Annotated in this window: 9 protein-coding genes; 7 read left to right on the top strand and 2 right to left on the bottom strand. The window is 43.3% G+C overall.

Annotated elements, in window-relative coordinates:
• Positions 1–178 precede the first annotated feature (178 nt).
• The 3 genes from PCC7418_RS19400 (at position 179) to ispG (ending at position 4,770) form a co-directional block, all read left to right on the top strand.
• Positions 179–2,263 (top strand): peptidase M10A and M12B matrixin and adamalysin, encoded by a 2,085-nt coding sequence (locus tag PCC7418_RS19400; RefSeq protein ID WP_015226032.1) that lies wholly within the window; start codon positions 179–181, stop codon positions 2,261–2,263.
• A 183-nt stretch (positions 2,264–2,446) separates the two neighbouring features.
• Entirely contained in the window at positions 2,447–3,526 is a 1,080-nt protein-coding gene (locus PCC7418_RS09875) for a phosphotransacetylase family protein (RefSeq protein WP_015226031.1), read from the top strand.
• A 32-nt stretch (positions 3,527–3,558) separates the two neighbouring features.
• The gene (gene ispG / locus PCC7418_RS09870) at positions 3,559–4,770 is read left to right on the top strand and encodes a (E)-4-hydroxy-3-methylbut-2-enyl-diphosphate synthase (RefSeq protein ID WP_015226030.1); all 1,212 of its coding nucleotides are present in this window, start codon (positions 3,559–3,561) and stop codon (positions 4,768–4,770) included.
• 3 nt (positions 4,771–4,773) lie between these two features.
• Here the strand turns inward: ispG and PCC7418_RS09865 are convergent, their stop codons facing one another.
• A complete protein-coding gene (locus PCC7418_RS09865) occupies positions 4,774–6,060 on the bottom strand; it encodes a late competence development ComFB family protein (protein WP_015226029.1) in 1,287 nt (428 codons plus the stop codon).
• A 168-nt stretch (positions 6,061–6,228) separates the two neighbouring features.
• Between PCC7418_RS09865 and PCC7418_RS09860 the strand changes: the two genes are divergently transcribed.
• The 3 genes from PCC7418_RS09860 to PCC7418_RS09850 are packed head-to-tail and all read left to right on the top strand — an operon-like array spanning position 6,229 to position 11,600.
• The gene (locus PCC7418_RS09860; RefSeq protein WP_015226028.1) at positions 6,229–7,833 is read left to right on the top strand and encodes an MFS transporter; all 1,605 of its coding nucleotides are present in this window, start codon (positions 6,229–6,231) and stop codon (positions 7,831–7,833) included.
• Positions 7,834–7,873: 40 nt separating this feature from the next.
• The gene (locus PCC7418_RS09855; protein ID WP_041596593.1) at positions 7,874–9,388 is read left to right on the top strand and encodes an NAD(P)/FAD-dependent oxidoreductase; all 1,515 of its coding nucleotides are present in this window, start codon (positions 7,874–7,876) and stop codon (positions 9,386–9,388) included.
• 16 nt (positions 9,389–9,404) lie between these two features.
• On the top strand, positions 9,405–11,600 hold the full coding sequence (locus PCC7418_RS09850; protein WP_015226026.1) for a ComEC/Rec2 family competence protein: 2,196 nt from the start codon (positions 9,405–9,407) through the stop codon (positions 11,598–11,600).
• Here PCC7418_RS09850 and dusA read toward each other — a convergent pair.
• On the bottom strand, positions 11,580–12,614 hold the full coding sequence (gene dusA, locus PCC7418_RS09845) for a tRNA dihydrouridine(20/20a) synthase DusA (RefSeq protein ID WP_015226025.1): 1,035 nt from the start codon (positions 12,612–12,614) through the stop codon (positions 11,580–11,582). The two genes, PCC7418_RS09850 and dusA, sit on opposite strands and share 21 nt — an antisense overlap.
• Before the next feature lie 135 nt (positions 12,615–12,749).
• Here dusA and PCC7418_RS09840 point away from each other — a divergent pair, with 135 nt between their 5' ends.
• Complete coding sequence (locus PCC7418_RS09840) at positions 12,750–13,880, top strand: metallophosphoesterase (protein ID WP_015226024.1); 1,131 nt, start codon at positions 12,750–12,752, stop codon at positions 13,878–13,880.
• The last annotated feature ends 9 nt before the right edge of the window (positions 13,881–13,889 follow it).

Here is a 13,889-nt window from a genome sequence, read left to right as displayed (position 1 = left end):
ATCATAGATCTGGGGGTTGGGAGCAACGATCAGGCTTGCTATAGCAGGTTGATTCTCAGATCAAATCGGCAAATTTTTAACGCTTCAACGGTGATAGAAGAGAGTTACAATTGGGTTGCTTTAGTTCTCCTGAAAAGGGTGAGCTTCAAGCGATTGTTCATTGCCAGTAATTACTGAGATGTCTTCCAACTCCTCGTTCAACATCGAATTTGATTTCCGATTCGACACTAATGGTTTTTTTGATGATCCAGTTCGGCGTGACGCGCTGGAGTCTGCAGGAGATATTTGGGAATCTTTCATTGAAGATGATTTTCCTGACGTTCCCGCAGGAATTGAATTTACCATCACCAACCCTGAAAATGGGTCTGACTCCCCTCTCATTAAATTACAAGACCCCATTGACGATTTGCTGATTTTTGTTGGTGCTCAATCCCCTCCCTTCGGAATGTCAGGGTCAGCCATTGCGCGGGGTGGATTCACAGGGGGTGATGCTAGTGGTGATATTTTTAGGGCGCGTATTACAAACAACTTTCGTGGCACTGGACCTGTCACCAATTTTGAGCCTTGGGCTGGAGAAATGTCTTTTGAGCCCTCTCCCACTTTTAACGATGGCAGCGATGTCGAGTGGTTTTTTGATAGCACTCCCGAAACCTCTGATGACATTCCCAATGGCAGTATCGATTTCATCACCGTCGCGTTGCACGAAATCGGGCACGTTTTAGGAATTGGAACCGCTCCCATTTTTGAGGAAATTGGTGCAGGTAGTCTGTTTGACGGTGTAAACAGCCTCAGTGTGAACAATGGCAGCCCCATTCCACTGACAACGGATCTTAGTCATGTTCAAGAAGGCTTTTTCAATAATGAAGTGTTAATGGATCCTATTGCGCCTTTTACTCGGAATTTACCTTCACAAATTGATTTAGCTCTCTTATCAGATATTGGTTACGAGATTGAGGGCTTTAACCCGCAAGGTGAATCTCCCGCAATTGCCACTGAAACTGGAGAAACCATTTTTGGCACGATCGTCAGCGATACTTTAAACGGGTTGGGAGGGGATGATCAACTACAAGGAAATTTAGGCAATGATGTCTTAAATGGTGGATCGGGAAATGATAGTCTGTTTGGTGAGGAAGGAATTGATACCTTTGCCTTTGGTGAAAATAATGGTGAAGATAGAATCAATGATTTCGATGTGGCAACGGAAATTATCCAAATCTCTTCTAGTTTAGGTTTTGCAACAGCCGATGAAGTCTTCGCCACTCTATCGAAGCCTTTTACTAATGTTTCTCAGTTCACCTTAAGTCCTGGCAACACGATTGAAGTCTTTCATGAGTCCACACCACAAGATACTCCCCTAACTGCGGATAATTTTGAAATTGTTGCTAGTGAAGAAACTTTTCTCGCGATCGCGCCCCTAGATGCGATTAAACAAGAAGGGAATAGTGATTTTACCGCGTTTACCTTTGAGGTCACCCGCTCTGGAAACACCAGCAGTGAGACCAAGGTTGAGTTTGCTGTTGAACCTCCGATTTTGCCAGATGTCGTTGATGGTCAAATGGGCGTAAACCCTGATGACTTTGCAGGAAACGAGTTTCCCAGTGGAAGCGTGACCTTTGCTCCTCAAGAAAACAACAAAACCATAACGATTCAAGTCGCAGGAGACACAACCCCTGAAATCGAGAGTGAGAACTTCCAAAATCGAGATCTTTTCAATGTCACCCTTAGCAACCCCTCGGACAAGGCAACCATTGAGGTAGCCACCGCCACTGGTGAAATTTTGAATGATGATAAGGGTGGATTAAATGACAGTGGCGAAATAACACCCAATACAACGACAATTCTTCAAGAAAATTCACCGAATGTTGTGCCAGTTAGCACGGGATTCTTCATAGATTTTGCCGGAGCTCAAGACCGCACTCGCACTTTTGATATAGCTATTGGTGCTGGCGCTCATAACCTAGATTCTGGAGCAACTGTGAATCTTAGTGGAACCAGTAGTGAATTCGATTACCAACGAGATGGCTCAACGTTAGAGATTTTTGATCGTGAGGGTAACCTTACTGCTGAACTGTTAGCTTCCATTCAGAGGACGAGCCCTGTTAATTTTGAGGACGGTAGCACAGAAGTGGCTGTAGCTGGAGGTCAAATCACCTTTGGCGGTCAGAGTTTTGATGATGGAGAGTTCCTTGATGGGGCAACTCAACCCCTCACTCTGGACCAAAATGCTGAGAGTTTGGAAGGCTTGAACATAGATCTAAGTTAACTGCTGCAATTGGGATCGAAACATGACTAATCTCAAATTCTAAATCAATCAACTCCGATTTGGCAGCAGTGGGGGGAGTCGGTTTGTTAGAATCACATTGAAAAGGATCTTTTTAATCAGGAGGATGTTCATTGAGAACATCTCTAGACTTAAAATTATAATTAGTGACAAGGAGTAGTGGGTGTGGCGAAAACTGCCAAGTCTCTGATCATTGCTTCAGTAGAAGCGTACAGTGGGAAGTCAGCAACGATTCTCGGACTTGCCCACCAATTGCGGAATCAAGGGTTGACTCTTAGTTATAGCAAGCCTGTAGGAAGTTATTTGCACCAAGAAGAAACAGAAACCGTCGAGGATGACGTGCAGTTCATCGCCAAAGCATTAGAGTTATCGCAGGAACAGGTGGGAACTCCCCTCATTAACTTATCCCCATCTGTGATCGCCCAGACAACAAAAACGCATCAAATCGGAGATTATTCTCAAGCCCTAAAAGACTACATTCACAGTTTCGATCGCGAATTATGCTTGATTGAAGCCCCCGCCACCTTGGCGGAAGGGAGTTTATTTACTCTTTCTACGCAGCAGATGTCGGAAACCTTAAACGCACCGATTTTACTGGTGGTTCGCTACCATTCCTTACGGGTGTTGGATCAAGTCTTGGCTGCACAGAAACAACTCGGGAATCAGTTATTAGGGGTGGTTATTAATGATATTCCCCCAGAAGCAGAATCCGAGATTCGTGATGAAGTGAAACCCTTTTTGGAAAAGCAAGGCGTTTCTGTGTTTGGAATGTTGCCTCAAAGTGATTTACTCCATAGTGTCAGCGTTAGAGAACTGACAAAACAGTTGTCAGCAGAAGTGCTTTGTCGGCGCGATCGGCTGGACTTAATGGTGGAACGATTAACCATTGGCGCGATGAATGTTAACTCTGCGTTGAAGTATTTTCGTAAAGGGAAAAACTTGGCTGTTGTTACGGGCGGCGATCGCAGCGACTTACAATTAGCTGCCCTCGAAACCTCGGCACACTGTTTAATTTTAACGGGTCATGTGCCACCGCAAGACTTTATCCTCTCCCGTGCTGAAACCCTAGAAATTCCCATTCTTGCTGTTGAGTTTGATACCCTAACAACAGTAGAAGTTGCAGAACGAACATTTAAACAAGTTCGGATTCAAGAACCGATCAAAGTCCGATTTATCCAAGACTTAATGAGTCAACATTTTGATGTTGATCGTCTCATTAATCAACTTGGTGTTCAGTTGGTTTAATCTTGATCTTGAAACCATAATAACCCAGACCTATGCAAACCCTATCTAACCCTCAAACCACCCCAGCTTTTGATACAACAATTCATCGCCGTAAAACTCGCCCCGTCCCTGTGGGAGATGTCACCATTGGTGGCGGACACCCTGTCGTTGTTCAATCGATGATCAACGAAGACACCCTCGATATTGAAGGGTCAGTGAATGGGATTCGTCGGCTTCATGAAATTGGCTGTGAAATTGTTCGTGTTACCGTTCCTAGTATGGCTCATGCTAGGGCGCTGGCAGATATCAAAACTCGTCTCCAAGAAACTTATCAACCCGTGCCTTTAGTGGCTGATGTTCACCATAATGGGATGAAAATTGCCCTCGAAGTGGCTAAGCACGTGGATAAAGTGCGAATCAATCCAGGGCTATATGTTTTTGAAAAGCCTAAAACTGACCGCACTGAATACAGTCAAGCCGAATTTGACGAAATTGGCGAAAAAATACGCGAAACGTTAGAACCTCTCGTGATTTCCTTGCGCGATCAAGGAAAAGCGATGCGGATTGGGGTTAACCATGGTTCTCTCGCGGAACGGATGCTTTTTACCTATGGCGATACCCCAGAAGGAATGGTTGAGTCCGCACTTGAATTTATCAAAATTTGTGAGTCTCTCAATTTTCATAACCTCATTATTTCCCTCAAAGCCTCCCGCGTTCCTGTAATGTTGGCTGCTTATCGTTTAATGGTCAAACGGATGGATGAGTTAGGAATGGATTATCCCTTGCATTTGGGGGTGACAGAAGCGGGAGACGGAGAATACGGACGGATCAAATCCACCGCAGGAATTGGGACGTTATTGGCGGAAGGAATTGGCGATACCATTCGGGTGTCTCTCACTGAACCGCCAGAAAAAGAAATTCCTGTCTGTTACAGCATTTTACAATCGTTAGGACTCCGCAAAACCATGGTGGAGTATGTGGCTTGTCCTTCCTGCGGTCGCACCCTATTTAATCTCGAAGAAGTGTTAGAAAAAGTCCGTGCTGCAACCAATCATCTCACAGGCTTAGATATTGCTGTTATGGGCTGTATTGTTAACGGTCCTGGGGAAATGGCAGATGCTGACTATGGTTATGTTGGCAAACAAGCGGGTTACATTGCACTCTATCGAGGACGAGAAGAAATCAAGCGTGTTCCTGAAGAAAAGGGCGTTGAAGAGTTAATCAATCTGATTAAAGAGGATGGACGTTGGGTTGACCCAGAATAAGTTTTAATGGGGGTGTTCTGCGGAAACATCATTGGGGGATTGAATGCGAGTCCCCCTCCGTATCGGATCGCGCTGTACTGCGGTAATCGCGCGTTTTACGGCTGACTTAATCGCCTGTTGATGCTTTTGTTTGGCTTCTTCTTTTTGATGAGCAATGCCTTCTTTACTGGCTGCATACAAAGGAGGAAGTCGATTTAAGGCATAAGTAATGACATCGAGCTTGGTAATACACTCAGCACTTGCTCGGGGGAGGGCTTTTAATTGTTGCTCGACCTCTTGCGCCACCAAAGTTTCCATCACGTTGACCTTCACCCCTTCTTCCGAAGGATAACCTCCCGAGATGGTATTTCCTCTGGAATGTTTAAGCCATCCTGACATGGGAGTCCGTAAAGACGGATGATGAGTGGGTTTGGCTTGGGTCAGTTCATCATCAATTCCTGCATCAGTTTTATGATTGGGTAGGATGGTGTTGTGTCCTAAATGAGAGCCAACATGATTTTGAGATTTCTGAGAAGTGGTTTTCCATAAATCGGGGACTGAGTTAAATTGAATCAGATGTTGATCTAAGTATTTTTTCATGGTTTGTAAAATACTTAAAACTGTCGTCTGATTATCCATTGCGAGATCCCGTAAGGTTTTTTCTTCCCTTTCAATATTGAGAAAGTATTGAGCGAGAGAGTGTAACTCCTGAGTCTCTAATTCTTCTTGATTTGCTATTATCCCTGCATCAGGAGAAAAATAAGTTAAGCCTGCATTTAACCACGTTTCCCAAGTATTTAAAACCCGTTGTTTAGCCGATTCTGTGCGCCACATCCACGCAGGGAGTAGGAGCTCTTGATTGCAAGGATGAACCTCTGGTTTACGCAGCATTTTCACCTGATTCATATCTTCTTTGGAAATCTGCGCCAATCCTTGGACAATATCAAATAAAACTTCCGAAATTGCTCCTTCAACAATCGATTTAACTTGATCAGAATTAATATAGTTTTCTTGCATCAGTAATGAGAGAGCTAAATAATCCCAACACTCATAAGGCGCGGATAATAATTCTTGCTCTGTCATGCCTAGAGGAACAGTCATTTGGCAGTGACATCCTTTGAGTTGTCTCAGCCACCGCCGAACGGGATGGATGCCTCCACTTGCCCAAATGATAGACCCTGCACTGAAATAGATGCGCCAAGAAGGCTTATACTCAACTTTAATACTTAACCGTCCTGTAAAGCCATTTCGAGCATATTTGCTGAGTTTAGTGAACAGGTAACGGTGATTTAAGGTTTGATAATCGCTCATTACTCACTTCAGGAATTTTACTGATGATAAAGTCTAACTTTGGAAAACGGGAGACAATTACTTTTTTAAAATGATCTTGATCTTACTTAAGTCCGTTTTATCTCACCTAAGTCTATTCTAAATTGATTTCAATACAGTTTCAAAAATTCTTTTACAGAACATTTGCTTATGGTTGCTAAGTCTTCTGAAAAATTAACCTTTATTACAAAACTTACTTATGGGGCGGGAGATCTCGGTCCAGCGATTACAGCAAATGTTTTAGTGTTTTTTCTGCTGTATTTCTTTACACAAGTCGCTGGACTGCCACCGGGGTTAGCTGGAAGTATTTTAATGATTGGTAAAATTGCCGATGCCATTAATGATCCAATTATTGGAATGTGGAGCGATCGCGCGGATAGCCCTTGGGGAAGACGACTGCCTTGGATGTTTTTTGGAGCAATTCCCTTTTGCTTACTCTTTATTCTGCAATGGATTGTCCCGACATTTAGCACGAATGACACCATTAATGACTGGTCACTGTTTGCCTATTATGTGCTGATCGGGATTTTATTTAATATTGCCTTCACTGCCGTTAACTTACCTTATACCGCTCTGACCCCCGAACTCACCCAAGATTATAACGAACGCACTAGCCTGAATAGTTTTCGCTTTGCCTTTTCTTTAGGGGGAAGTATTCTGTCTTTAATTCTTGCGGGACTCATTATTGATGCTTACCCCGATCAACAGCAGAAACAGTATTTTATTCTAGGTTTGATCATGGCGATCATCTCCACCATTCCCATTTTTTGGTGCAGTTTAAGCCTACAAGAGCGCGATCGTAAACCCCTGATTGCTTCAGCACGGAAACAGCCTCTATCCTTTGTTTTATTCGGTATTAGCTTAATTTGCGCGATTTATGGCATTTTCCAATTTGTTCAAAATAATAATCTTTTATTGGCAGTCGTTGGGGCTTTACTCACAATTTTAATCGGAACATTTGCCACGACTCTCTTTGTACAACGGAATCAACCGCCTGTTCCCAGTACGCCTTTACCGAAACAACAGAACATGAGTCTCCCCTTTTCGCAACAGTTAAAAATCGTTTTTAACAATCGTCCGTTTTTGTTTGTCATTGGGATTTATCTGTTTTCTTGGTTAGGGGTTCAACTCACTGCTTCGATTTTGCCTTACTTTGTGGTTAGTTGGATGGGTTTACCGGAAAGTGCTTTCCCCCAAACGGCGTTAGCGGTACAAGGAACCGCTTTGGTGATGTTATTTGTCTGGGGGGCGGTCAGTAAACAGGTGGAGAAAAAAGTGGTGTATGCTTTAGGCACTGGACTCTGGTTAATCGCCCAAATTGGTTTATTTTTCTTACAACCAGGACAAGTGGGATTAATGTATGGTTTGGCGATTTTAGCTGGATTTGGCGTGTCTGTGGCGTATTTGATTCCGTGGTCAATGGTTCCTGATGTGATTGAACTGGATGAACTGAAAACGGGACAACGGCGGGAAGGGATTTTTTATGGGTTTATGGTGTTATTACAAAAAATGGGGTTAGCATTAGGCTTGTTTCTGGTGGGTCAAAGTTTAGAATGGGCGGGGTTTATTGAATCGGTACCGGGTCAACCTCCTCCTCAACAGCCAGACAGTGCTTTATTTGCGATTCGCATCGCGATCGCGCCGTTACCCATGGTCAGTCTCATTGGGGGACTGATTCTTGCCTATTTTTATCCTTTAACGCGGGAAGTGCATCAGCAGATTTGCATGGAGTTAGCGGAAAAACGGGAGCAATAAGTCAGTGACCAGTGAACAAATAACAAATAACAAAGGACAAATGAGGCCTCAAGATATCATCATTATCGGTAGTGGAATTGGGGGATTGACTGCGGGGAGTTTACTCGCTCGTTATGGTTACAATGTCCTCATCTGTGAAAGTCATGGCATTCCTGGGGGTGCAGCCCACAGTTTTACCCGCAAAGGCTTTACCTTTGATTCTGGCCCCTCTTTCTATGCAGGAATTGGAACAGACAAAGACAGTTTGAACCCCTTGCAACAGGTTTTAAGCCTTCTGGGAGAGTCAATTGAAACGGTCCCCTATGATCCGCTTGGTGAGTTTCATTTTCCAGAAGGAACGTTTGCTGCTTACCAAGATAACGATCAATATTGTGCAGAAATTGCAAAAGTTACCGCACAAGGGGCAAAAGAATATCAAGCCTTTGTTCAGGAAATGTTAGGACTGTATGCAGGCTTAAAAGATATCCCCACCATTGAGTTACGTCCCGATTGGAAAATCTTACAGGTATTATTCCCGAAATACTTACCGAGTTTACTCAAATTCCTCCCCAACTTACCACTGGTTGCTTCCTCAGTGGGGGATATTGCCCAGAAAACAGTAACAGATCCTTGGGTGAAGCGTTTGATTGATTTAGAATGTTTCCTCCTGTCTGGCTTAAAAGCAGAAGGAACGATCGCGCCCGAAGTGGCGTTTATGTTAGGAGAACGATCGCGCGTGGGAGTTGAATATCCTGTTGGGGGAAGTGGCGCGATTGTGGAAGCATTAGTGCAAGGCTTCAAGCGCTGGGGGGGAGAACTCCGCCTGAATGCCCATGTGGACAAGATTTTAGTCAGTAACGGCAAAACCCAGGGCATCCGTCTTAAAAATGGTGAAACGCTTTCTGCGCCGATTGTCATCTCAAATGCGACGCTTTGGGATACCTATAGCAAGCTATTATCTCCCCAAGACTTACCCCCGTCTTTTCGGGAAAAGAGTCTGACTACTCCTGCGGTGGAGAGTTTTATGCACCTCCATCTCGGAATTAATGCTGAAGGCTTAGACCCTCTCAACGGTCATCATGTGGTTGTTCATGATAGTAACCAAGAGATTACAACGCCTGGTAATACTTGTATGATTTCCATTCCGACAGTATGGGATGCGAATCTTGCTCCTTCTGGACAACATTTGATTCATGCTTATACTCTCGAACCCTATCACGGCTGGCAACGGGATGATCACTATCCCCAACAGAAACGCGCCAAAGCAGAATCTTTGTATCAGGCTCTAGAGAAAATTATCCCCGATGTGCGCGATCGCGTGACTTTAGAATTAATTGGTTCTCCCCTCACTCACGCTCATTATCTACGACGATATCAAGGCACGTATGGTCCTGCGATTTCTGCCAAAGAGGGGCTGTTTCCCAGCGATCAAACCCCGATTTCTGGACTTTACCGCGTCGGTGATAGTACCCTTCCTGGAATTGGTGTTCCTGCAGTCGCTGCTTCTGGTATTCTATGTGCTAATCGCTTCGTTTCACCCGAACAAACCCATAGTTTGTGGAAAACCGTCAGTTAATCCCCTCTCTAGACCGATGTCTGCCAAAGATGTTCCGCTTTTTTGTTGTACTTATATTGTTGGTCTTTTAATTGCTTCAGGATTCGAGCAATATTGGCTAACGATTACATTAACTCTAATTCTGGGAGGGGTGATTCTGTTAAGAGTTGCTCCGATTTATCATTGGTGGGGTTTCAAATTGCGCTCAGCATGGGGCATTATTTTTATTACTCTCCTTGCCTTTTTATCCTTTCATTTACGTTTCCCAACAACAGCAGAAAACGAGATTAGTCAGATTATTCCTCCTGACAAAAATGGCACAGTTGTTACTGTTACTGGAAAAATTTTAGATGCTCCTACTTTCAATCAGAGTGGAAAATTAAGGTTTTGGCTATCAGTGAAAGGAGTGAAAGATGACAGGAGAAAATACCAGGGAAAACTTTACACCACTGTTCCCGCTCAGTTGGAAACTCAATTAAATCCCACTGCTACCATTGAGGTTACAGGCTATCTTTATCAACCCTCTCCACCTGATAATCCTGGACAGTTTGATTTTAAGAACTATCTCCAAAAAAATGGGGCTTTTGCTGGAATTAGTGGGCGAGAAGTCACTGTTATTGAAAATCAGAATTGGGGATTTTGGCAATTGCGAGAACGGATAATTCAGGTTCATCTGGATGCTTTAGGAAGTCCTCAAGGAGAACTGGTTAGTTCTATGGTTTTAGGACGCAAAGCCGTTAATTTACCCTACCATCTTCAAGATCAATTTCTAAAAGCAGGACTCGCGCATTTTTTAGCAGCTTCGGGCTTTCATGTTTCCCTATTACTGGGTGTTGTTTTAGGAATTACTCGCCATTTAAAAGTTTCACTACGCTTTGGAATTGGGTTAGCGATATTAATCCTTTATGTGGGGTTAACGGGATTACAACCTTCTATTTTAAGAGCGAGTTTAATGGGAGTAGCAGGATTATTAGGACTACTCACCGAACGGAAAGTTAATGCAACGCGATCGCTGCTAGTGATTGCAACTATTTTATTATTAATTAATCCTTTATGGATTCAAGATTTGGGCTTTCAATTTAGCTTTCTCGCCACATTTGGATTAATTGTCACCCTTCCTCCTTTACTAGAAAAGTGGGATTTTTTACCGCCAACGCTTGCCTCTTTAATTGCAGTTCCCATTGCTATCTTTCCTTGGATTTTTCCTTTACAGTTATTTAATTTTGGAACGGTTGCTACTTATAGTATTTTGCTCAATGTTATTGCGACTCCCTTTGCTATTTTAGTTATTATAGGTGGAATGCTGAGTGGCTTTATGGGTTTAATCATGCCCAGTCTAGGAAGCGCGATCGCGCTGTTACTTTCTCCTTTTACTCACATTTTAATTGGTTTAGTCTCTTGGTTTAATCAACTCCCTGGCAGTTACTTATTATTTGGAAAAATTGATTTATGGCAGTTAATTGCTGTTTATGGTTTAATGATTTTTGTGTGGCAATTTCCTCAAGGGAAACCACTGTGGAAACTGGTCACTATTGGCGCGATCGCGCTGATTATTCTTCCCATTACTTATCAAAAATTAGCGTTACAGCAAATTACTATTTTTTCCACTGATGAACCCGCAGTGATCTTAATTCAAAATCGGGGTCATGTTAGTTTAATTAACTGTGGTAATGAAAACACCATTCGCTATACTTTACTTCCCTTTTTACAAGAACAAGGGATTCAAACCATTAACAGCGCGATCGCACTCAGTCCTAACAATCAATGGAGTGCTCTCAACAATCTTGTTACTCTCAACCGTCTATTTTATTCACGTATTCTCGAAAATGAAATTCAAAACATCTCAGACTTAAAAACAACCTTGAAGCAAGGAATCGGTGTTAATAATACTTTAGTGGATCAGCAGCGTCTCAATATTAAACAACCCAATCCTGGGTTACTCACCCTGATATTCGGGGAACAACAATGGGGATTTTTACAACGTCCAGAAAATCGACTTCCTACAGTCAGTTCTGAGATTCGGAAAACAGATGTTTTACTATGGGAAGGTAACGAGATTAACCGAAGCTGGTTTCAACAATTAAATCTAAAAAGCGCGATCGCGATCGCCAATCAAATCCCTGATGACTTAAAACAAGAGATAACAAAAGAAGGAATTGATTTCTACTTTACTGGAAAAAATGGGGCAATCCAATGGACACCTCGCAGAGGTTTAGACCCCATGTTGGACTAATTTTAATGCTTCTTCCACAACTTCTGCACCCGCATTCTCTTCACATCCTTTTTCCGTTAAAGATCTCCGCCATGCTTTTGCACCCGGTTGTCCATTAAAGATATGAATTAAATGACGAGTCATACTATTAAGTTTTAGACCCCGATTGACCCAATAATCAAGGTAAGGAAGCATCGCTTCTACAACTTCCTTCATCGTCGGAGGTGGATCATCTTGTCCATAAATTTCTTGATCCACGGTTGCGAATAAATAAGGATTATCATAGGCAGCCCGACCGATCATCACTGCATCCAGATGATTCAAATGTTCTTTAATTTCAGGAAGGGTTTTAATCCCACCATTAATTTCAATAAAAAGCTGTGGAAACTCTTGTTTAAGACGATAAACATCCTCATAACGTAAAGGGGGAACATTGCGATTTTCTTTCGGACTTAACCCTTGTAACCAGGCTTTTCGCGCATGAACGGTAAATCGTTGACAGCCCGCCTCAGAAACCACCCTCACAAACTCACTCATGTCTTCATAGCGATCGCGCTCATCAATACCAATGCGATGTTTTACTGTAACTGGAATCTCAACCGCATTTTGCATCGCTTCCACAACTGTGGCGACGGTTTCCGGTTGCGCCATCAAACACGCCCCAAAATTGCCACTTTTCACGCGATCGCTGGGACAACCGACATTTAGATTAATTTCATCGTAACCGTAATCTGCTGCCATCCGAGCGCATTCTGCTGCTTTTTCTGGGTCATCTCCGCCAAGTTGTAACGCTAAGGGATGTTCTTCGGGAGAAAAGCCTAATAATTTTGCGCGATCGCCGTTGAGAATCGCTGGAATCGTGACCATTTCGGTATAAAGCAAGGTTTTGCGCGTAATTTGACGCATTAAATAGCGAAAATGGCGATCTGTCCGATCCATCATTGGTGCGACACTCAGGGGATTTCCGCTAGCACCATGATTATCATTTTGATTGGGCTTCACTGTAACAGAGGTTGTGAGTAAGTGTGATTGCATCGTCTTGATCAAAAATTCATTAGTAGAATAAAACAGCTTTATTATGGATTGCAACAAACAAAAATTCTGATGACCTTGTGGATTAGAAATGCTTATGGGATAGTAAAGCTGTATTCTTAACCCGATTGTTGAACCGTGTCTCCTAAACGATTTTTGGCTTGCGCGATCGCGACATTTTGCTTATGTCTTGTTTACAGTTATAGCGTTAACCTCGCCACTGCTGAACAACTAGAGCCTTCTCAACCGATTACCGAAGAAAACCTCTACAATCCCCCTCGTCATGATGTGCGACTGGTTGTTATTAGTGACCTTAATGGGGCTTATGGCGCAACGGATTACCCACCCGCCGTGGATCAAGCAATGGAACTGATTCCTGATTGGCAGCCAGATCTGGTAATTTGCAGTGGAGATATGGTGGCGGGTCAAAATCCCGCTTTAAGCAAATCTCAAATTCAAGCGATGTGGCAAGCCTTTGATGATCATCTGGCGCGTCCGTTACGAGAAGCCAACCTGCCCTATGGCTTTACCATTGGCAATCATGATGCTTCTAGTGCGAGAAATGTCAATGGTAGATTTCTTTTTCAACAAGAGCGTGAGTTAGCCAAAGACTATTGGCATCATCCTGAACATGATCCTAACTTAGAATTCATTGATCGCGCTGATTTTCCCTTCTACTACACCTTTCAACATCAAGATATCTTTTTCCTTGCCTGGGATGGGTCTTCCAGTTATATTCCCCCAGAAAAGTTGGCTTGGGTGGAAAAGGCGTTAGCCAGTCCAGAAGCCCAACAAGCGAAACTACGCATTTTATTGGGACATTTACCCTTATATGCAGTCGCTGTGGGACGCAACCAGCCTGGGGAAGTGATGGACCATGCCGACGCACTCAGAGCAATGCTGGAAAAATATGACGTTCACACTTATATCAGCGGTCATCAGCACGCTTATTATCCTGGACATCGGGGAGACTTACAACTGTTACATACGGGGATTTTGGGCGGTGGCCCCCGTCCGCTCATTGATAGCGATTTAGCACCGAAAAAAACAATCACGGTTCTCGATATTGATTTTGATTCCCCAGAAAAAACAACTTACGCCACGTATGATATGGCAACCTTAGAGTTGATTGAATATGATCAACTCCCTCGGTTTTTAGCGGGTCATAATGGCATTGTTTTACGGAGAGATATTGAAGGAGAGGACTTAACCCCCTCAGAAAGAGCATTTTGTGAACAACGACTGGGTGCAGAACTTTGTACGCCCTAGTTTTGGAGT

Source organism: Halothece sp. PCC 7418 (assembly GCF_000317635.1).
GTDB lineage: Bacteria > Cyanobacteriota > Cyanobacteriia > Cyanobacteriales > Rubidibacteraceae > Halothece.
This window is presented reverse-complemented; position numbering and strand designations above follow the sequence as displayed.